This window comes from Methylotuvimicrobium sp. (assembly GCF_050611805.1).
Classification (GTDB): Bacteria; Pseudomonadota; Gammaproteobacteria; order Methylococcales; family Methylomonadaceae; genus Methylotuvimicrobium.
The window spans coordinates 52,345-72,971 of sequence record NZ_JBNGHF010000019.1 but is presented as its reverse complement, the minus strand read 5'-3'; the positions used below and the strand labels follow the sequence as shown (position 1 = coordinate 72,971).

Here is a 20,627-nt window from a genome sequence, read left to right as displayed (position 1 = left end):
AAAAGTTTTAAAGGGCTTCGCGCTATAGCCTTGTTGATTGTTTTGTGGAACAATATCGCAATATTTTAAATCCCTGGTTCACTGGGCCATTCTATCACTTAGAAAAATGACGCTGTAGTTCTGCTTCGAATTTTTGTTTTTGCCCACTAAGGTCGAAACGGGTTCGTTAGCGATTTGCAGTTTATCGTTTCAGTAGAGAAGGCGTGGGCATCAGGCTTATATTGACAGGTTTTAACATGATTGACTCAAAAGGATACCGACCCAATGTCGGCATCATCCTTTGCAATGACGAGGGTCGCGTGTTTTGGGCTAAGCGAACGGGCGCTAATTCATGGCAGTTTCCGCAAGGGGGCATCAATGAGGGCGAGGACCCGGAGCAGGCGATGTATCGGGAGTTGTGGGAGGAGACGGGTTTGCGTTCCGAACACGTTCAGTTACTGGGCAGGACTCGATATTGGTTACGCTATCAATTGCCGGAACGTTACATGCGCAAAAACTCGTGGCCGTTATGCATAGGACAAAAACAAATTTGGTTTATTCTTCGTTTGTTGACACAAGATTCGGAAGTGCGATTCGATTGCGGGGCCAAACCTGAATTCGACGGTTGGCGTTGGGTCGATTATTGGGAGCCGCTTAAGGATGTTGTGTATTTCAAGCGAAAAGTCTATCGCAGAGCAATGTCTGAGTTAGGCGAGATTTTGTTGGCCGATTCGGTGCCGGTCAAGGCCGACGGCTTCTTAGCTAAGAAATGGCAGCAACAGAAATCTCGGTAATTTAATATTCCGTGCAGCTCCGATCGATTTCTTGCAAGATTCCCGGCAGGCGGTGAACTTGGGTGGTGATCCGTCCGTCCGAATGCAATTCAATGGTTCGATAGCCCGGCATCAGGTCGTCTAACGTAAATCGCGAGCATAGCGGTTTGAATTGGAAGCAAGTCGATGGCGTGCCCAATATTCTTAGCGAGTTCAAGTAAATATCCATTTCTTGATGAATATGTCCGGACGTGATGCCTCTTATTTGCGGATATCGGTCCATAATCTCTAAAAACTCTTCGCAGTTTTTAATGATCATCGTGTCCATCCAGCTACTTCGGGTCGGAATACAGTGGTGATGAACCGCAATCAACGTAAAAAGATTTGGTTTTGTTTCTAGCGCATCTTCAATAAACCTCAATTCGTTTTCACTGAGGCTTCCCTCGGCTTTCCCCGGTATCTGGCTATTCAGGCAAAGCACTTGCCATTTCTCGAACTCGATATGTTTCTTACAGCTGATGTTGTCTTGGTTTAGCCATTGCTGCATTAAAGGATAATCGTCGTGATTGCCCGGAAGGCATAGTGTGTCGACTGCTAATGTGTGTAGTTGACCGAAAATTCTTTGATAAGCTTCAGGGCAGGGGTCCTGAGTTAAATCGCCGGTCACTAATACCAAATCGTAATGTGTGTTCGTTTGCCGCACATGTTGCAATACGGCCTCGAAATAAAATTCGGTGTCGACTCCTAGCATTTTTTCGCCGGGGCTCGGAAGAATATGCAGGTCGGTTAATTGTAATAGCGATAACGTGCCTTGAGTGCTCATGGATATTAATTCAGATGGATTTGCACAATATTTTAGAGTTACGCTGTGGATTGTAGAACGATTTCAGCTGTTCAGGCAGCGTTTCGACTGCGGTTGGTGCAAATCCTCGCTCTAAGAACCAATGGCTGGTTTGTGTCGTGAGCGCAAAAATTTGCTGCATGCCTAGCATTTTAGCCTTACGTTGCAAATGCTCCAATAATCGACCGGCTCTGGCAGAGCCTCGGTAATCGGGATGTACGGCCAGACAGGCGATCATGCCGGCGAGTTCGTTTTCGATCGAATGCAGTGCGGTACAGCCGATAATTAGACCGTCCCGTTCGATAATAATATAGTCTCCGATCTCCATTTCCAGTTTTTCCCGCGAACGTTTAACTAGGATACCTTGTTCTTCCAAAGGTATGATGAGTTCTAAGATGCCGCCGATATCGTTTAATGTTGCTTGGCGCAGTTCTTCATACGGTGTTGAGCTAATTAATGTGCCCGTGCCGTCTCTGCTGAATAATTCCAAAAGCAGACCGCCGTCTTGATGGCGATTAACAAGATGCACACGTTCAACGCCGGATTGGCAGCCATGGATCGCAGCTTGTAAAGGCAGGCTAATTGATTGTTCTATGCCTGGAAAGCGATCAATAAATTGTTGGGTTTCGACGGTTGTCATTTGCTGAATCTTGTCGCCGCTTTCAGGATGATTGATACTTTGTTCGGTGAGCAATAACAGTTTTTCCGCTTTTAAGGCGATCGCAATTTCGGTTGCTACTTTTTCTGCCGACAAATTGAATGCCTCGCCGCTCGGTGAATAACCGACCGGCGAAATTAAAACAACGGAATTCATGTCCAGTTGTTGATGGATGGCTTGGCTATCGATTCTGCGTACTTCGCCGGTATGGCCGTAATCGACGCCGTCGATTACGCCGATTGGCTTTGCGATGACGAAATTACCCGATACGACGCGTATTTTGGCGCCGGCCATCGGCGAGTTGGCTAGTCCCATCGATAAGAGAGCTTCGATTTCGACCCGGACGAGGCCGGCAGCTTCTTTTACGCATTGTAGAGCTAATTCGTCGGTGACTCGGAGATTCTTATGAAAACGGGGGGTGATGTTTTGTTTGCGTAGGCAGGTATCGATTTGAGGGCGAATGCCATGGACAAGAACTAGTCGTATCCCTAGGCTATTGAGCAGCGCAAAATCATGCACATGATGCGCGAACCCCGAGTCATAGACTGCCTCGCCGCCGAATGAAACGACAAAGGTGCGGTTCCGATGGGCGTGTATATAAGGAGAGGAGTCTCTGAACCAGTTGACAAAATCGTGGTTCAGAGACAAGGCCGGTAAATTAGAATCGGTCACAAAAAGCTGACTCGGTCAATTTTTTTCCGCGATCAATCTAAATTGTCGGTGACGGCACCTTTCGAAGCCGAACTGGTCAATTTGGCAAATTTCGCCAATACGCCGCGCGTGTATTTAGGGGCCGGTTGTTGCCATTTTTCCATGCGGCGGTTCATTTCGTGCTCGTTGATGTGCAGCGTCAATTCGTTGTTTTCAGCATCGATAGTAATGGAATCGCCGTCTTGAACGATGGCTAGCGGGCCGCCGGTGTAGGCTTCAGGGGTAATATGTCCGACCACGAAGCCGTGCGTGCCGCCTGAAAAGCGACCGTCGGTGATCAATGCGACGTCTTTGCCTAGCCCTTTGCCCATGACAGCCGAAGTTGGCGACAACATTTCGCGCATACCGGGGCCGCCTTTCGGGCCTTCGTAACGAATCACGATGACGTCGCCTTTGACGATGTCGCCGTTCAAAATGCTTTGCAATGCCTGCTCTTCGGCATCGAATACTTTCGCTTTGCCGGTAAACAATAAACCTTCCTTACCGGTGATTTTCGCGACCGAGCCTTCCGGAGCCAGATTGCCGTATAAAACGACCAAGTGACTGTCTTTTTTAATTGGGTTGTCGAAGGAGTGGATCATGTCCTGGCCTTCAGGATACGGTTGTACGTTGGCAAGGTTCTCGGCCAGCGTTTTGCCTGTGACAGTCAAGCAATCACCGTGCAGTAAACCGCGGTCCAGTAGGGCTTTCATCAACGGCTGAATGCCGCCGATTTCAATCAGCTCGGCCATTTGATATTTTCCGCTCGGCTTCAGGTCGGCCAGCATCGGAACGTTTTTGCCGATGCGAGTGAAATCGTCTAGCGTGATGTCGACACCGGTTGTATTAGCCATCGCAATCAAATGTAGCACCGAATTGGTCGAGCCGCCGAGTGCGATAACGACGGTGATCGCATTTTCGAATGCAGCCTTGGTCATGATGTCGCGCGGTTTGATGTCTTTAGCGAGCAATTCGAGAACAGCCGCGCCGGCGCGTTCGCAGTCGAGGCGTTTGTCTTCGGAAACCGCGGCTTGCGCCGAGCTGTTCGGTAAGCTCATGCCCAGAGCTTCGATTGCCGAGGCCATCGTGTTCGCGGTGTACATACCGCCGCAGGAGCCCGCGCCGGGTATCGCTTTCGCTTCGATTTGAGCAAGTTCTTCGTCGTCGATTTTATTGTTCGCGCGAGCACCGACCGCTTCGAAAACTGAGACGACATCGAGTTTTTTATCTTTATGGCATCCCGGCAGAATCGTACCGCCGTAAACGAAGATGGCCGGACGGTTTAGGCGCGATAATGCGATCATGCAGCCGGGCATGTTTTTATCGCAGCCGCCGATCGCGACGACGCCGTCGAAGCCTTGACAGCCGACCACGGTTTCAATCGAGTCGGCAATGACTTCACGGGAAACCAGCGAGTATTTCATGCCTTCGGTGCCCATCGAAATACCGTCGGAGATCGTGATGGTATTGAAAATAACTGCTTTGCCGCCGGAATTATCGATGCCTCGAGCTGCATCGTCGGCAAGTCGATTAATATGCATGTTGCAGGGAGTTACCATGCTCCAAGTTGAAGCGACGCCGATTTGTGGTTTTTTGAAGTCTTCATTTTTAAAGCCAACGGCATGCAGCATTGCGCGGCTTGGCGCGCGTTCCATGCCGTCAACGACTTGTGATGAAAAGCGTCTTGCGGATTTGTCACCTGAATTTGCCATCTGAATTCCTAATGTGTTCAATTGTTAATAGTAGACTGGGGGTATCAAGTTGAAGCGGTTCCTTAGGATTGCGCGAAAAATAACTTCCGGAAGTTATGAGTTTTTTCGAAGATTCGGTTACTTGCCCCAGTCCTATCCCAGGGGCATTTGCTCAAGTCATTATGTGCGCGCACTTACTTTCATCTCCAATCTTTAAAACGTATCCCAACTACTGGTTCGTCGTCCTAGGCTTAGTTTCGGTAATATAAAACCGAGTAAAACGCCTCCTAATGCGAGTATTCCGCCATAGAGAAACCAGTCTTGATGAGCGTTATCGCGTAAGGCTTGGTTTTCTCGTTTAAGTTGCTGTAACTCGCGTTCGGCTGAAACGACGCGTTCTTGAAATTGATCGCGTTGGTTTTTAATGTCGATAGCGCTTGACGAAATTTGTTTTATTTCGGCAAGTTCCATCATCAATTGGTTGCGTTCGGCCATTAATGTCTCGCTAGATTTAACGGTCTCTTGCAATGAAGTTAACTCGGATTTCAGTCCGGCATTATCATTTTGAAGTTGTTCGATTTTTTTATTTGCTTGTTCAAGTAGATGGCTGTCGGGCGGCGAGGTTTTTAAAAAACGAGTTAAAATGTAGCCTTCGATACCTTTATTTGTTCTAACATAAGAATAACCGGAGCTGAGGTCTTCGATCAGTGTCAACGGCGTGCCGGAGCGAAGCATTCGCAAAATTTTACTGCGTTCGTTCTCGGCGACTCTGAGAGTTAATTCTAAGTCGTCGGTGACATAAACGGTTTTAGCTTGAGCAGCATTGATAACGATTGCGGAGAGAATGATAGCGTATACTAATTTTTTCACGTGTATCCTTGATGCAGGCAGGGTTGCATTATTGTATTAGGAGTCGGTCAAATTTTACTTGTCACTCATTAATAATTCCAGCAAAGCCTTTTGTGCGTGTAGACGATTTTCCGCTTCGGGGAAGACAACGCTTTGAGGGCCGTCGATGACTTCGGCAGCGACTTCCTCGTTTCGATGTGCGGGGAGGCAATGCATGAAAAGCGCGTCTTGGTTTGCAGTATTCATGACTCGTTCGCTGACTTGATAATCCTTGAAAGCTATTTCGCGTTGTTTTTGCTCTTCTTCGTGGCCCATGCTGGCCCATACGTCGGTAACAATCAAGTCAGAAGCTTCTGCCGCTTCTTCGGGAGAATTAAAAAACTCAATGTGCGACCGTCCGGTTTCTACTATTGCCGGGTTCGGCTCATAGCCCCGTGGGCAGGCAATATGTAATTTAAAATTCAATAACTTTGCAGCGTTTATATAGGAGTGACACATATTATTGCCGTCTCCAATCCAGGTAACGGTTTTGCCTTCTATGTCGCCGCGATATTCGAAATAAGTTTGCATGTCGGCAAGTAGTTGGCAAGGGTGTAGAAGATCGGTAAGGCCGTTGATGACCGGTACGCTGGAATATCTTGCGATCGTGGTGACCGTTTCGTGTTTAAACGTTCTCAACATCATGCCGTCGACCATGCTTGAAATGACTTTTGCGCTGTCTTGCAAAGGTTCGCCGCGGCCGAGTTGCGTGTCCCGCGGCGATAGAAATAAAGCCGAACCGCCTAAATGAATCATGCCGGTTTCGAACGAGATACGAGTTCGTGTCGAGGATTTTTCAAAAATCATGGCAAGAACCTTACCCTTCAACGGTTGATAGTTCGGGTCACGATATTTTTTTAGCTCGATTGCCCGATCGATTAAGGTTCGAAATTCGGTCGAAGTTAGATCATTTAGGCTAATAAAGTGTCTAGGGTTCATTGGCTTGATGTTTTTCCGTGAATTCGTGGATAACGGCGGTTAGTGTTTCCACCAGTCTTTCGATTTGTTGCGCGTCGATAATCAACGGGGGTAATAACCTTATGGTTTTTTCATTAGTCACGTTGATCAACAATCCTTTTGACAAGGCGTTGTTGACGAGCTCGCCGCAAGGTACCGATAATTCGATGCCGATCATTAAACCTTTATGACGAATTTCTACGATCTTATTGTTGCCGACCAATAGCTCATCGAGCTTGGACGCGATCATTCGTCCTTTGATTTCGGCTTGTTCGATCAAATGGCCGTCATTTAATTCGTTCAATACGGCTAGAGCTGCGCTACAAGCTAAAGGATTGCCGCCAAAAGTTGAACCGTGAGTGCCCGGCGTCAAAATTTTATCGGCTTTTCCTCTCGCTAAGCAGGCACCGATTGGAACGCCATTAGCGAGCGCCTTGGCGAGTGTGCAAACATCGGGAAGTATGCCGTTATGCTGGTAAGCTAAAAACTTGCCGGTACGGCCAATGCCGGTCTGGATTTCATCCAGCATCATCAATAAATCGTGCCGGTCGCATAGTGTGCTGATTTTATTGAGATAATCCGGTGCGGGGATATTAACCCCGCCTTCGCCTTGAATCGGTTCTATAAGAATGGCAACTACATTGCTATGTTGTTGCAAGGCGTTTTCAATCGCGGTAATGTCGTTATATGGAACGCGAAGGAACCCCTCTACTAGTGGCGCGAAACCTTGCTGGATCTTGGTGTTCCCGGTAGCGCTAAGCGTCGCCAAGGTTCTGCCGTGAAAGCTTTTTTCCATGACGATGATGGCGGGATTTTCTATGCCTTTTTGATGACCGTATCGGCGTGCTATTTTAATAGCCGCTTCATTGGCTTCGGCGCCCGAATTGCAGAAAAAGGCATTATCCATCCCGCTTAGAGCCGTTAACCGATCGGCGAGTTGTTCTTGTAAATCGATGCGGTATAAATTGGATGTGTGAACCAACTTCGCGCTTTGCTCACAGATGGCTTTATGTATGGAAGGATGGGCATGGCCCAGGTTGCATACCGCAATACCGGAGAGAGCGTCCAGATAACAATTGCCTTGTTGATCCCAAAGCCAAGCGCCTTCTCCCCTATCCAAGGAAATGCTTAAACGTCCGTAAGTTGGCATAATGTGGCCGGTCATAGATTATACCTTACCTAAAATGCAAAAAGGCGGCTAAAAGCCGCCTGCAAGAAAACCGATGATTATATGTTTGATAACCGGGCTAATCAATAGTATTGCTATAAAAAGAAGCTTTTTTAACAAAGCAAATCTTGATAGTATTACTTGGTTTTTATAATTAACGAGTAATTTCTATGGATGTAATAAGCAGAATTAAAGATCAGATTGAAAATAATCCGGTAGTACTCTACATGAAAGGTACTCCCGATTTTCCTCAGTGCGGATTTTCCGGCCGATCGGTGCAAGTATTGCGCGCCTGCAAGGCCGATTTCACGTTTGTTAATATTTTCGAAGACCCTGAACTTAGGGAGGCGTTGAAGGAATATTCCAGTTGGCCGACTTATCCTCAGCTGTATATCAAAGGTCAATTAGTTGGCGGTTGCGATATCATTCTCGATTTATATAACACGGGTGAGTTAGTCAAGTTGTTGCAGGATGCTGAAGCCATTAGCGCTTAATTTTTTTGCTCGCCATGGATGGCGAGTGGCTTTTATGTTCTTGCGATCCGGCAATCCTTGCCCAATTTCGCTTTCGATGCCGTTTCAACTACCAACGTAAGCATAGTCTTTTGTACCGGGTAACTTCTTGATCGCTTCCTCTAGCTTTCGGCTATGCCCGAGCCTGATTTTGTCTCGGTGTCAGACTCTAACGATTCCAGTTTTTTCCAGCGGTTGACGATTTTGCAAAACAGTGTAGCTGTTTGTTCGGCATCGTATAAAGCCGAATGCGCTTGGTCGCTATCCCAATTTAATCCAGCTGCGGCGGCAATTTTTGCCAGTACCGTTTGCTGATAGACTAGACCGCCTAATGTTGCGGTATCGAAAGTGCTGAAAGGATGAAATGGACTACGTTTGATTTGCGTTCTTTGGATTGCGGCATTTAAAAAACTAATATCGAAAGCGGGATTGTGGCCAACCAGTATCGCTCGGGTGCAGTCATTTCTTTTTACGGCCTTTTTGATGGGTTTGAATAGTTTATCCAGCGCATCTTTTTCTTGAATAGCCATGCGGAAAGGATGGTATGGATCTATTTTGTTGAATTTTAGAGCGGATTCGTCTAATTCGGAGTTTTGAAAAGGAATGATATGACATGCGTGACGCTCGGTGACTTCAAGGTTACCGTGTTTATTTAGTTCCACGATGACCGCTGCAATTTCCAGTAACGGATTTTTTTTGGGGTTGAAGCCTCCGGTTTCAATGTCGATAATTACTGGAAGGTAACCTCGGAAGCGACTTCCCAGGGGAGTTATGGTTTTTTCCATCGATACATAAAAATTGAGAAATATTTGAAAAAAGGAGTAGCGGCAAGTTTATTGCCAATGCTCGAAAGGGCAGGGATATTGTGCTATGTTACGCGAAAAACACCGAATAATAAAAATTTAGGTATTGCGAGGCCGTATATGAATCTAAAACCAATGGTAGTCCAATTGGCGATGCCGTTATTGCTGAGCTCTGTGATAGGATGCGCGTCGGCGCCCGCAGCTAGGATCGATGAAAGCGATCCATGGGAAGGCTTTAACCGGAATATACAGGTCTTTAACGATAATTTGGACGAGTATGCCATGAAACCTCTTGCCAAGGGGTATCAATGGATTACCCCTTCTTTTGTCGATCGGGGTATTACAAACATTTTTAGTAATATCAATGATATAGGTGTTACCATTAACGATTTGTTGCAATTTAAATTAGCCCAGACCGGATCGGATGGCGCTCGTTTTCTTGTGAATACGGTGGCGGGTATCGGAGGTTTGTTTGATGTTGCGACAGAAATCGATTTGCCGAAGCATAATGAGGATTTCGATCAAACTTTAGCGGTTTGGGGAGTGCCGTCAGGACCGTATTTGGTATTGCCGCTTTTTGGCCCGAGTTCGTCCAGAGGTGTATTCGGCCTTGTCGGCGATGCCGCTATGAATCCAATTAGTTATATCGATGGCGGTATCGTTTCCGGAACTTATGGTGCTATTGGGGGCGGTCTATTTGTATTGAATGCGGTCGATACTCGCGCCGACAATTTGAGCACAACGAGAATTGCGACAGAAGCTGCTGTGGATCGATACGAATTCTTCAAAAATGCCTATATACAACAACGAGAATATTTGATTCTAGACGGTAATGTGCCCGAAAACGATTGGGATCTCGATGTTGATTTTAACAATTTCAACGACGAATATATCGAACCGGATGCGATTTAACTGAAACGACTTGGAGAGAAGGGCTATGGTTAAAATTCTTGCCTTTTCCGGCAGTGCTAGAAAAAATTCCTATAACCAAAAATTGGTTGAGATTGCTGCCGGTGGAGCTAGACGTTCGGGTGCGGAAGTTACTTTGATTAATTTAGCTGATTTTGAAATGCCCATTTTCAATGAGGATCTCGAAAAAAAAGAGGGAATGCCGGGAGCGGCACGGGATTTTAAGTCGCTTTTAATCGCACATGACGGTTTTTTAATCGCATCGCCTGAATATAATAGTGCATTTAGTCCATTATTAAAAAATGCAATAGACTGGGCGTCGCGCCGGGAGGGCGATGAGTTGCCTCTGCTAGCATATCGCGGAAAATTAGCGGCAATTATGTCCGCTTCGCCTGGTGCTTTGGGCGGTTTGAGGGGGTTGGTGTTTTTAAGGTTGCTATTGTCCAATATCGGTGTAACCGTTCAAGCCGGTCAGCAAGCGATAGCCAATGCCGCAAAAGCATTCAACGATGACTGCTCGTTGGTCGATACCGCTCAACAAGATGCTGTCATCGAATTAGGCGTTAATTTAGCTCGGACACTGGCAAAATTAAAATCTACGGAATAGCGAAAAGTGATTCTTAACCGCATATTCATAAATCGATTTTCATAAGGATACGGTAAAAATAACTTCCCTAAATGGATCTGACGCTTTGCAAGCATCCTTCGCAAGTTTATCGTTCCCATGCTTTGCGCTCGCCGTTATTCACATCTCTTTGATACGCTATTGGCCATCATGCTAGATCCTAAGATTTATTTTGTGGGACCCCAGCTATCGTTACTTCGGAAATCGGCCGAACGTCTTTCATCTCAGTTTCTCGATTTAGTAAAGGAGATAATGTCGGCTCCAACGATTTGACAATTTGCACCGGTAGCGAACTGGTGAATCGGTAGTTTTCCGCATCGGGTCCTTTAACATAAGCGGTAATGACACCAAAGAATCGATCCCCAAGGAAAAATGCAAAAGTTGCGGCACGGCTGATGAATTTCGACTCGATTAACCGTCCACGTTCCCCCCACACTTGGCGCCGATGGTCGCCGGTGCCAGTTTTTCCGCCTATTGCGATCGGTTCGATATCGGAGTCTTTGTAAACGTTTCTTAAGCGCGTTGCCGTACCCCCTTCGACGACGCCAATCAAAGCATCACGGGTCACTTTTGCAATTTCGGGCGCAAAGACTCGCTGGCCATGAGCGGGTTGTCGACTCATGATGGTTTCATAGGGCGTGTCTTTTGCGAAATGAAGTTTTTCAAAACGAACTAGCGGTTGTCTGATGCCGTTGTTTTGTAGAATACCCATCAGCTCTGCTAATGCCGCTGGACGGTCTCCCGACGCACCGATTGCGCTAGCATAGGAAGGCGTCAAATAACTGAAAGGGTAGCCCGTTCTTTGCCAAGCACGATGGATTGAGGTAAATGCTTCGATTTCCAGCAGCGTCATAATGCGCCGTTGTTGAGCGCTGGCACGGCGGCTCCTAAATAACCAGCGATAAACCTCCTGGCGTTGCACCGTGCTGGCTTCTAGCATTTCTTCTTTTGTTGCGTTAGGGTGTTGAGCTAAATACCTGACTAACCAAAGTTCGAGAGGATGGATTTTGGTGATGTAGCCTTGATCCTGTAAGTCGAAATTGGCTGGAGAGTATTTTTCGTGCAGTTTTTCGATTTTTTCATTGCCGAGCGTGGAGGCAGGTAGGTTTTTTTTCAGAAACTGTTCCAACGCATCAATGCTAGCATCGGGATAAATCGATTGGTATAGCATAGAAAGCCGGGATGCTTTGGCGTAAACGCGTTTTGTCAGCATAGCCAGTGCCTCTTCGGGCGACTTATCTTGATATTTTGCGTAGAATCGGCGCAAATATATACGTCCTTCACGGTCGGCAAAACGTTGGAGATATTCCTGGCGGCGAGGGTCGTCCGGAATTTCCAGCCACCGTGCAACACCTCCAGGTTTGTAAAGATGATGATATACGACTTCGCGCATGAGGCGAATGAAGACTAAATTGACCGAATCGCGCAAGGCATCGCGAACCGATAGGATTTTTTCGTTGTCTATCCGGCTGAAATTACTAAAGCGATGAATGCCGCCCCCGGTATAGAAACTTTCTCCCGGGCTGGCCGAGAAACGCCTGTCGAGGGCCCGGTTCAATAAATCTTCCAATTGTATATTAGGGTTGGCGCGAAGTTGATGGATTACCCAGGCGGAAATATAGTCGCGTGAATGCAGTTCGATTTTATTGAATGCGGAAACCGGGGTGTGTTTGTAAAGTTCGTAAACGTTGGTAACTAGTTCAAGGTAATGAACCATCGTTCTGAGTTTAGCGGTAGAACCTAGATCGATCTTGATGCCTTCGTTGATATCCAGCGGTTGATCGTAATTATCGGTTTGTACGCGCAGTAGGTTCCCTTTTGGGCTTCGCTCGAACAGCATCAAGCTGTAAATAATAGGCGAGGGATCGTTGGTTTCATTTAATAATCTGAATCCGATAGCGCCCGCGGCTCGGGCGCCTTCTATTTCGCTCAAACGCCTGAGGGATTGGCCAACTGCTTGCTGAGTATCGAAATCGATAGTCGACTTTGCGGTTAAGTCAATTCGGTCTAATTCGTAGATCGAATGAACTCCCAGTGCTCTAGCTAATCGTGTTCGGAGTACGGCTTGGGTCTTTTTTTCGGTCATAAACTTGGCCGGCTCTGCAATTTCTCTGGTTTGGCGGGCAATGGAAGCTTGTAATGAAGCATCGCGTAATGATGTTGAAATGAGGCCTTGTTCGGCCATGACTCTTAAATAGCTGTCGGTAAGATTTTGTAATGCTTTGAAGCCGGTCTTAGAACCAAGTAGATCTGAGGGTCTGCGTTGCGATAGAAGCAAGCTGAGTACTTGCCGGTAGGCTTTGCCTTGTTCGGGGCTGACTGCTTGTTCAGGGTCGAAGGCGCTTGAAGCGAGTAGGCGATTGGTTTCTTCAAAATTCGCTCCGTACCAGGCCGATAATCCATCGCCCAAACCATGAATTTCACCGAGTTTAGGCGTCGCAGCCAACGGCATCGAGTTTAGATATGAAAGCGCGATTTGTTTCCTCATTTCCCGGGTATCGGGTCCCAATAAGTAAGCGCGTATCGAAGCGCTGACCATTTGTTGCAGTTTGTCTTTGATTGAGTGAGTATAGCCGTCCGGTGAATGACGGTATTTTTCTAACTGGGTCGCCAGGGTGCTTCCGCCCGGTACGTTGATGTTTGAGCCGAATTGCTTGGCAATGAATTGCATACCGGCGAATCCTAGTCGACTCCATTCGATAGCCGGATTTACCGTAGGGAATTTGTCATTGAGTAATTCGCGGTTCTCAATAAATAACAAAGTGTTGAGAATAAGCGGAGGAATCGTATCAAAATGTGCATATCCGTAAGTCGGATGCCGGGTGTTGAATAATTCGCGGTCTTTGTAATCGATGATGCGAAGCCCGGCTTGGATTTTTTCCTGATAGATGGGGTTGAGCCCGTAGTCGTTCAATTGCAAAATCGCATCGGACGAGTGTGCCTGGGCCGATATCTTGAAACCGTTGTTTTCCAGACGGGATATCATGTCGGGTAACGATGTGTACCCGAGCCGTCGATCATAAGGGCCTTCAGAAGGAAAGCGAATCGACGAGCTGATGCCGGGTTCGAGTTTGAAACTCAACTGTTTGGTAATCTCCGAAAGATAGCGGGCTTGATAGCGGGAAGTTTCTATTTCCTCCTTGACTAAGATGACAAAAGAAAAGCTTAACCACGCCGCGCCGGTCCAAAAACTCAATACCAATAACCGGCGAATTTTAAGTTTAACATTTCGCATATTCTGTGGTTACCTTCAGTCAGGTCTTGTTGAATTTGGGTCGTCCAAGCCAAGTATGGGATAGGTCGATTTTTTAGGGGAAATATACCTTTCGCACGTCAAGTTTCGGCAGTGCCTGAGGAGGCACCGGGATGCTCGGTCCCTCGCATAACGCTAGCTGAGGGGGCAGCATGCTGCTGGGCCTTTGATGCCCCCTTGCGCAGAATTTTGATCTACGAGGGTATAATTGTCAAAAAATGATTTTAAACCCTTTATTCACCATTATATTAATTTTAAATTAATGCAAAGAGGCATTTTTTAATCGAAAGTTCAGTTGCTTTGCCGGGGGCGCTAAAATAATCTCAATGCTCGATAGGTATTTTGATCGAAGAGTATAGTGACAGCTTTGCAGTAAGTGAAAATTGTTAATGACCAAATAGCGATAATTTCGTAGAATTAACACAGTTTTGTCTTTTCTGTAACGGGATGGGTCTTGTGTGGCTCCTCCCGTTTTGCACATTTGAGGTAGCAGATTTTGAGTAAACCCGCATTACTGGTATTGGAGGATGGATCGGTTTTTAATGGCGTATCCATCGGAGTAGACGGTTGTTCCGTTGGAGAAGTCGTCTTTAACACTTCATTGACTGGATATCAGGAAATATTGAGTGATCCATCTTACGCGCGTCAAATCGTAACGTTGACATATCCGCATATCGGCAATGTAGGTACCAATGCCGAGGACGACGAGTCACCGAGCGTTTTTGCCAGCGGTTTGGTTATTCGAAATTTACCCTTGCAGGCAAGTAATTGGCGGTGTGAGAAAACTTTGCAGGAATATTTGATCGACCGGAATGTGGTCGCGATTGCCGAGATCGATACGCGTAAACTGACTCGCTTATTACGCGATAAAGGTGCTCAACGCGGTGCAGTTGTTGCCGGCGATAACCCCGATATTGAGATTGCCAAGAAAGCGATAGCCGATTTTCCCGGCCTTAAAGGCATGGATTTAGCCAAAATCGTGACTGTCGAGAAGTCTTATGAATGGACGGAGGACGTTTGGGATCTCGACAAGGGCCATCAAACAGCCGCTAATTTGACTAAGCATGTCGTCGCTTTTGATTTCGGTATTAAGCGCAATATCCTGAGGCTGCTTGCCAATCGCGGATGCCGAGTAACCGTCGTTTCAGCGCAGACGCCTGCTGAGAAGGTATTGGCAATGAATCCGGATGGCGTGTTTTTGTCGAATGGCCCGGGCGATCCGGAGCCATGCGATTATGCGATCGAAGCGATAAAAACGATTCTCGATACCAAAGTTCCTGTTTTCGGTATTTGTCTAGGCCATCAATTATTGGCCTTAGCCAGCGGCGCAAAAACCGAGAAAATGAAATTCGGGCATCATGGCGCGAATCATCCTGTTCAAGAGCTTGCGACCGGACGGGTTATGATTAGTAGTCAAAATCACGGATTTGCGGTCAACGAAGCGAGTTTGCCAACGCATTTAAAAGCGACTTTTCGTTCGCTTTTCGATGGCAGTCTGCAAGGAATAGAGCGAACCGATTGTCCGGCTTTCGGCTTTCAAGGGCATCCCGAGGCGAGTCCCGGTCCACAGGATGTCGAAAGTCTATTCGACCGTTTCGTCGAGATGATGGAACGCCCCCAAACGCACTAAGGATTTCGTGATCAATAACGTCCTGGATTTATGAGCTTTGTTGAGGGTTCGGTCACTCGCTTGACGGGACGCTGTGAACTCAGCACCTAAATGATCCAAGATGGTTGACCATAGCCATTGGGCTATGGAATTTAGGTGCTGGGTGAATGCAGATTTTGCAGGAGCAAAAATCTGCCCTGCCGCCGACACCTGCCAATCGAGCAACCAGACCCTCCAAAATAGGGAAGTTATTTTCGACCAAATCCTAAACCGCCACCGAGAAAGAACAGTATAAAAATGCCAAAAAGAAGCGACATAAAATCGATTTTATTATTGGGCGCAGGCCCTATTGTTATTGGACAAGCTTGCGAATTCGATTATTCCGGCACGCAAGCATGCAAGGCATTGCGCGAGGAAGGTTACCGAGTCATTCTGGTCAATTCCAATCCGGCGACGATCATGACCGACCCGGATATGGCCGATACAGTCTATATCGAACCGATCGACTGGCAAACCGTCGAAAAAATTATAGAAAAAGAACGCCCCGACGCGATTTTGCCGACGATGGGCGGGCAGACCGCGCTGAATTGCGCGTTAGCGCTCGACAAGCATGGCGTGTTGGAAAAATACGGCGTGGAAATGATCGGTGCGACTAAAGAAGCGATCAATAAAGCCGAAGATCGGGAGCTGTTCAATCGGGCAATGCGAAAAATCGGCCTGGAAGTCGCGAAATCCAAAACGGCGCATAGTATGGAAGAAGCGCTGGCTGCACAAGAAGAAGTCGGTTACCCAACCATTATTCGTCCCTCGTTTACGATGGGCGGCAGCGGCGGCGGTATTGCCTATAACAAGGAAGAATTTATTGAAATTTGCGAGCGCGGATTGTATTTGTCGCCGACCAATGAATTGCTGATTGAAGAGTCGGTGTTGGGCTGGAAAGAATTCGAAATGGAAGTCGTGCGCGATTCGAAAGACAATTGCATCATCGTTTGTTCGATCGAAAATTTCGATCCTATGGGTGTGCATACCGGTGACTCTATCACTGTCGCCCCAGCGCAAACCTTGACCGACAAGGAATACCAAATATTACGTAACGTTTCGTTGGCCGTCTTGCGCGAAATCGGCGTCGATACCGGCGGGTCGAACGTGCAGGTCGCGATTAATCCGGAAAACGGACGGATGGTCATTATCGAGATGAATCCGCGTGTTTCGCGATCGTCCGCTTTAGCCTCGAAAGCGACCGGTTTTCCGATTGCAAAGGTCGCGGCTAAACTCGCGGTCGGCTATACCTTGGATGAGCTGCAAAACGAGATCACCGGCGGCGCTACACCGGCCTCGTTTGAGCCAACGATCGATTATGTCGTGACCAAGGTGCCGCGCTTTACCTTCGAAAAATTCCCGCAAGCCGACGATCGATTGACGACACAAATGAAATCGGTCGGCGAAGTCATGGCGATCGGACGCTCGTTTCAAGAGTCTTTGCAAAAAGCCTTGCGTGGGCTTGAAGTCGACAAGACCGGCCTCGATGAGATTGTCGATTTAAATGCCGAGGATGCCAAGGAAATTTTACTCAAAGAAATGCGTCATCCGGGCGCCGAACGCTTATGGTATGTTGCCGATGCGTTTCGTAGCGGTATGTCGCTTGAAGAGATACATGATATTTGCAAAATCGACCCTTGGTTTTTAGCGCAAATCGAAGATTTGCTGATTGCCGAAAAATCGCTGTCAACCAAAACTTTGGCGACTTTGGAAGAGGGGGAGCTCTATCGTTTGAAGCGTAAAGGGTTTTCCGATGCTCGGCTGGCAAAATTACTGGATACCAGCGAGTCTGAAATTAGAAACGCTCGACATAAAAACAATATTCGTCCGGTTTATAAGCGTATAGACTCGTGCGCGGCTGAATTTTCATCCGATACCGCTTATTTATATTCCAGTTACGATGAAGAGTGCGAGGCACGGGTCAGCGATAAAGATAAAATCGTGATTTTAGGCGGAGGTCCGAACCGAATCGGGCAGGGCATTGAGTTCGATTATTGCTGCGTACATGCCGCATTGGCTTTGCGTGAAGACGGTTACGAAACGATCATGATCAATTGTAATCCGGAAACCGTTTCGACCGATTTCGATACCTCCGATCGCTTGTATTTCGAGTCGTTGACATTGGAAGATGTCTTGGAGATTATTCACCTCGAACAACCGAAAGGCGTGATCGTTCAGTACGGCGGGCAAACTCCGCTGAAACTGGCGCGCGCACTCGAGGCCGCTGGAGCGCCGATTATCGGTACGTCTCCCGATTCGATAGATTTGGCTGAGGATAGAGAACGCTTTCAAAAACTATTGGAAAGATTGGGCTTGAAACAACCGCCCAATGCAACGGCGCGTTCGGTCGAGCAGGCAATACTTTCGGCGCGGGAACTGGGTTATCCGTTGGTGGTTAGGCCTTCTTATGTGTTGGGTGGTCGGGCAATGGAAATCGTTGTCAATGAAGAAGGCCTGCAGCGCTACATGAAAGAGGCTGTCAGTGTTTCGAACGATTCGCCGGTCTTATTGGATCGGTTTCTCGATGATGCGGTTGAAATGGATGTCGATGCGATTTACGATGGTGAACGGGTGTTGATCGGCGGATTAATGGAGCATATCGAACAGGCGGGTGTTCATTCCGGCGATTCGGCTTGTTCGATACCTCCGTACGATTTACCTGCGGCTATTCAGAATCAGTTGCGCGAACAAGTCGCTAAAATGGCGGAAGCGCTTGGTGTGAGGGGGTTGATGAATACCCAGTTTGCAATTCAAGGCAATGATATATACGTGCTTGAAGTAAATCCCCGGGCATCGAGAACGGCGCCGTTCGTTTCCAAAGCGACCGGTTATCCGTTGGCCAAAATCGCTGCGCGCTGTATGGTTGGTAAAACTTTAGTTGAGCAAGGTATTACAGAAGAGCGTATACCTTCGTATTATTCGGTCAAGGAAGCGGTGTTTCCTTTCGTTAAATTCCCTGGTGTCGACTCCTTATTAGGGCCTGAAATGAAGTCGACCGGTGAAGTGATGGGTGTTGGAAAGACTTTTGGCGAAGCATTCGCCAAATCGCAACGTGCCGCCGGTATTGATTTAAGCCAAAGCGGGAAAGTATTGATCAGCATTCGTGATGCGGATAAGGCTAAGTTGCCAGAATTGGCTAAAATGCTGGTTGCAAAAGACTATCAAATCGTCGCGACTCGAGGGACGGCTAGGGTATTGAAAGAAGCAGGTATTCCTTGCGACGAAGTATTCAAGGTCAACGAAGGTAGACCGAATACCGTGGATATGATCAAAAACGACCAAATTCAATTAGTCGTCAACACCACTGATGGCAAGAAAGCTATTCACGACTCATTCACGATGCGAAGAGAAGCATTGCAGCATCGTGTAACATATTACACTACTATGGCTGGTGCGCGTGCCGCGTGTTATGCATTGGGAGAATTGGCGGCGGGAACCGTGACTAGCTTGCAAGAACTTCACAAAAGCTTAATCGATGCCGATTAATCGCTCGCGTCTCTCAACAAGCTGAAAGACTATGTCAGTTTTCATTGTGAGTTGACAGTTGTTCTAAAGCGCTACATTGGCTTATTGCAACAAGTCATATGCCGACTCAATCCGACTTTTTTACCGGGCAAATTATTTTTTTGTTCGGTAACTACAATAAATTAAAGGAGTTGTATCCATGAATAAAGTACCTCTAACAGTCACTGGAGCCAAGAAATTACGAGAGGAGTTAGACGAGTTGAAATCCGTGGTGCGCCCCAGAATCATCAAGGCCATTGCTGAAGCCAGGGAGCACGGAGATCTGAAGGAAAATGCCGAATATCATGCTGCGCGCGAACAGCAAAGTTTTGCTGAGGGGCGCATCGCCGAGATTGAAGGCAAGTTGTCCAATGCTCAAATTATCGATGTCACTAAATTGGATGCCAACGGTAAAGTCGTATTCGGTGCAACCGTTGAAATAGAAGAGCTTGAAAGTGGTGATACCGTCACTTATCAAATCGTCGGCGAAGACGAAGCCGATATCAAAGCCGGTCGTATCTCCGTTGGCTCTCCGATAGCACGGGCCTTAATAGGTAAAGAAGCAGAGGATGTGGTCATCGTCAAAGCGCCAGGCGGCGATATAGAATACGAAATCCTTTCGATTCAGTATATTTAACGATCGTGTGAAACGGCGGGCGGTTTGTGCGTTGCCCGCTCATACGCTTATTTCTCAGGATTTAGTCGATGAATTACTAGAATCTGGCCTATGCTTTGAACGAAGTCGGCTCCGGTTTGTGTACAAATTTCCTGTTGTAGCTTTTTTCGATCGTCGCGTTCGGCGCGTATTTTTACTTTAATGAGTTCATGACTATTGAGCGCAATATCCATTTCAGCCAAAACGCCTTGCGTTAGGCCCGAATGGCCTATTATGACAACCGGTTTCAGGCTGTGGGCTTGGGCTTTGAGTTGTTTTCTTTCGGCAGGGGTCACTCTGTGTTTCCTTAGCTATAAATAAAACGCGAATTTTACACGATTTCCGATATGGCACGAAGTAAAAGCAGTAGTCGCTGGTTACAGGAACATTTTCACGATGAATACGTCAAAATGGCTCAAGCGCAAGGATGGCGATCTCGCGCAGTATTCAAGTTAATTGAAATACAAGACAAGGACAGCATCATAAAACCGGGAATGAATGTCGTCGATTTAGGCGCGGCACCGGGCGGCTGGTCTCAATATGCCAGGCGCATTATAGGGAAAAAAAATAAAATTATAGCCCTGGATATATTGCCGATGGATCCATTGGAAAATGTCGATTTTATTCAAGGCGACTTTCGCGAACTTGCGGTGTTGGAACAGTTGCAAAACTTGTTGGCCGGGGCGACTGTCGACTTGGTCATGTCGGATATGGCGCCGAATATAACTGGCAATAAAGGCGTTGATCAGCCTAATTCCATGTATTTATGCGAACTTGCGCTTGATACCGCGCGCTTGATTTTAAATCGCGGCGGTTCATTTTTAGTCAAGGTTTTTCAGGGCGAAGGATATGAAAGTTTTCTTAAAGATGTCCGACAAAGTTTTTCATCGGTTGCGATCAGAAAGCCGAAAGCCTCTAGACCAAGAAGCAATGAAGTATATATTTTAGGGAAAGGGTTTAAATAAGCTGATTGAGTCACCATCTTAATGAATGAGAATGGCGAAAATCAATAACAACGATCAGGAGCGCAGATTCCTGATACAATTGCAATGTTTTTAAACCGAGGGCCTGAT

At 47.1% G+C, this 20,627-nt stretch carries 17 protein-coding genes; 8 read left to right on the top strand and 9 right to left on the bottom strand.

Annotation, left to right across the window (positions count from 1 at the left end; genetic code table 11):
• Positions 1–236: 236 nt before the first annotated feature.
• On the top strand, positions 237–773 hold the full coding sequence (locus tag ACRJJO_RS11380) for an RNA pyrophosphohydrolase (RefSeq protein WP_404361127.1): 537 nt from the start codon (positions 237–239) through the stop codon (positions 771–773).
• Between the two features lies 1 nt (position 774).
• On the opposite strand, the gene cpdA is transcribed toward ACRJJO_RS11380, so the two are convergent.
• The 6 genes from cpdA to ACRJJO_RS11350 all read right to left on the bottom strand — a co-directional run bounded on the left by cpdA (position 775) and on the right by ACRJJO_RS11350 (position 7,642).
• Positions 775–1,575: a 3',5'-cyclic-AMP phosphodiesterase gene (gene cpdA / locus ACRJJO_RS11375; protein WP_404361128.1), complete on the bottom strand. Its 801-nt coding sequence runs from the start codon at positions 1,573–1,575 to the stop codon at positions 775–777.
• 10 nt (positions 1,576–1,585) lie between these two features.
• A complete protein-coding gene (gene argA / locus ACRJJO_RS11370; protein ID WP_431065857.1) occupies positions 1,586–2,923 on the bottom strand; it encodes an amino-acid N-acetyltransferase in 1,338 nt (445 codons plus the stop codon).
• 32 nt (positions 2,924–2,955) lie between these two features.
• Positions 2,956–4,653, bottom strand: a complete 1,698-nt coding sequence (gene ilvD, locus ACRJJO_RS11365; protein ID WP_431065856.1) for a dihydroxy-acid dehydratase — start codon at positions 4,651–4,653, stop codon at positions 2,956–2,958.
• Positions 4,654–4,845: 192 nt separating this feature from the next.
• Complete coding sequence (locus ACRJJO_RS11360; RefSeq protein ID WP_404361131.1) at positions 4,846–5,502, bottom strand: TIGR04211 family SH3 domain-containing protein; 657 nt, start codon at positions 5,500–5,502, stop codon at positions 4,846–4,848.
• Between the two features lie 54 nt (positions 5,503–5,556).
• Complete coding sequence (argF, locus tag ACRJJO_RS11355) at positions 5,557–6,459, bottom strand: ornithine carbamoyltransferase (protein WP_431065855.1); 903 nt, start codon at positions 6,457–6,459, stop codon at positions 5,557–5,559.
• Entirely contained in the window at positions 6,449–7,642 is a 1,194-nt protein-coding gene (locus ACRJJO_RS11350; protein ID WP_431065854.1) for an aspartate aminotransferase family protein, read from the bottom strand. Before ACRJJO_RS11350 ends, argF begins: the two co-directional genes overlap by 11 nt.
• A 173-nt stretch (positions 7,643–7,815) precedes the next feature.
• Here ACRJJO_RS11350 and grxD point away from each other — a divergent pair, with 173 nt between their 5' ends.
• The gene (gene grxD, locus ACRJJO_RS11345) at positions 7,816–8,139 is read left to right on the top strand and encodes a Grx4 family monothiol glutaredoxin (protein WP_014148278.1); all 324 of its coding nucleotides are present in this window, start codon (positions 7,816–7,818) and stop codon (positions 8,137–8,139) included.
• A 140-nt stretch (positions 8,140–8,279) separates the two neighbouring features.
• Here grxD and rnt read toward each other — a convergent pair whose 3' ends face one another.
• On the bottom strand, positions 8,280–8,942 hold the full coding sequence (rnt, locus tag ACRJJO_RS11340; RefSeq protein ID WP_431065853.1) for a ribonuclease T: 663 nt from the start codon (positions 8,940–8,942) through the stop codon (positions 8,280–8,282).
• A gap of 138 nt (positions 8,943–9,080) precedes the next feature.
• On the opposite strand from rnt, the gene ACRJJO_RS11335 reads away from it, so the two are divergent.
• Positions 9,081–9,872, top strand: a complete 792-nt coding sequence (locus ACRJJO_RS11335; protein ID WP_431065852.1) for an MlaA family lipoprotein — start codon at positions 9,081–9,083, stop codon at positions 9,870–9,872.
• Between the two features lie 25 nt (positions 9,873–9,897).
• Positions 9,898–10,476, top strand: a complete 579-nt coding sequence (locus ACRJJO_RS11330; protein ID WP_431065851.1) for an NADPH-dependent FMN reductase — start codon at positions 9,898–9,900, stop codon at positions 10,474–10,476.
• A gap of 178 nt (positions 10,477–10,654) precedes the next feature.
• Here the strand turns inward: ACRJJO_RS11330 and ACRJJO_RS11325 are convergent, their stop codons facing one another.
• Complete coding sequence (locus ACRJJO_RS11325) at positions 10,655–13,729, bottom strand: transglycosylase domain-containing protein (RefSeq protein WP_431065850.1); 3,075 nt, start codon at positions 13,727–13,729, stop codon at positions 10,655–10,657.
• Positions 13,730–14,243: 514 nt separating this feature from the next.
• Between ACRJJO_RS11325 and carA the strand changes: the two genes are divergently transcribed.
• The 3 genes from carA (at position 14,244) to greA (ending at position 19,536) form a co-directional block, all read left to right on the top strand.
• Entirely contained in the window at positions 14,244–15,377 is a 1,134-nt protein-coding gene (carA, locus tag ACRJJO_RS11320; RefSeq protein WP_431065849.1) for a glutamine-hydrolyzing carbamoyl-phosphate synthase small subunit, read from the top strand.
• A gap of 276 nt (positions 15,378–15,653) precedes the next feature.
• Positions 15,654–18,881 (top strand): carbamoyl-phosphate synthase large subunit, encoded by a 3,228-nt coding sequence (gene carB, locus ACRJJO_RS11315; RefSeq protein ID WP_431065848.1) that lies wholly within the window; start codon positions 15,654–15,656, stop codon positions 18,879–18,881.
• A gap of 178 nt (positions 18,882–19,059) precedes the next feature.
• Positions 19,060–19,536 (top strand): transcription elongation factor GreA, encoded by a 477-nt coding sequence (gene greA / locus ACRJJO_RS11310; RefSeq protein WP_017839725.1) that lies wholly within the window; start codon positions 19,060–19,062, stop codon positions 19,534–19,536.
• Positions 19,537–19,583: 47 nt separating this feature from the next.
• On the opposite strand, the gene ACRJJO_RS11305 is transcribed toward greA, so the two are convergent.
• Positions 19,584–19,850, bottom strand: a complete 267-nt coding sequence (locus ACRJJO_RS11305; RefSeq protein WP_017839724.1) for a YhbY family RNA-binding protein — start codon at positions 19,848–19,850, stop codon at positions 19,584–19,586.
• Between the two features lie 51 nt (positions 19,851–19,901).
• Here ACRJJO_RS11305 and rlmE point away from each other — a divergent pair, with 51 nt between their 5' ends.
• Positions 19,902–20,519, top strand: coding sequence for a 23S rRNA (uridine(2552)-2'-O)-methyltransferase RlmE (gene rlmE / locus ACRJJO_RS11300; protein ID WP_431065847.1), 618 nt, complete (start codon positions 19,902–19,904; stop codon positions 20,517–20,519).
• The last annotated feature ends 108 nt before the right edge of the window (positions 20,520–20,627 follow it).

Coding starts and splice junctions, on each gene's coding strand:
- ACRJJO_RS11380 (WP_404361127.1), top strand. CDS start 237: ATGATTGACTCAAAAGGATACCGACCCAATGTCGGCATCATCCTTTGC.
- cpdA (WP_404361128.1), bottom strand. CDS start 1,575: ATGAGCACTCAAGGCACGTTATCGCTATTACAATTAACCGACCTGCAT.
- ilvD (WP_431065856.1), bottom strand. CDS start 4,653: ATGGCAAATTCAGGTGACAAATCCGCAAGACGCTTTTCATCACAAGTC.
- argF (WP_431065855.1), bottom strand. CDS start 6,459: ATGAACCCTAGACACTTTATTAGCCTAAATGATCTAACTTCGACCGAA.
- ACRJJO_RS11350 (WP_431065854.1), bottom strand. CDS start 7,642: ATGACCGGCCACATTATGCCAACTTACGGACGTTTAAGCATTTCCTTG.
- grxD (WP_014148278.1), top strand. CDS start 7,816: ATGGATGTAATAAGCAGAATTAAAGATCAGATTGAAAATAATCCGGTA.
- rnt (WP_431065853.1), bottom strand. CDS start 8,942: ATGGAAAAAACCATAACTCCCCTGGGAAGTCGCTTCCGAGGTTACCTT.
- ACRJJO_RS11335 (WP_431065852.1), top strand. CDS start 9,081: ATGAATCTAAAACCAATGGTAGTCCAATTGGCGATGCCGTTATTGCTG.
- ACRJJO_RS11330 (WP_431065851.1), top strand. CDS start 9,898: ATGGTTAAAATTCTTGCCTTTTCCGGCAGTGCTAGAAAAAATTCCTAT.
- ACRJJO_RS11325 (WP_431065850.1), bottom strand. CDS start 13,729: ATGCGAAATGTTAAACTTAAAATTCGCCGGTTATTGGTATTGAGTTTT.
- carB (WP_431065848.1), top strand. CDS start 15,654: ATGCCAAAAAGAAGCGACATAAAATCGATTTTATTATTGGGCGCAGGC.
- greA (WP_017839725.1), top strand. CDS start 19,060: ATGAATAAAGTACCTCTAACAGTCACTGGAGCCAAGAAATTACGAGAG.
- rlmE (WP_431065847.1), top strand. CDS start 19,902: ATGGCACGAAGTAAAAGCAGTAGTCGCTGGTTACAGGAACATTTTCAC.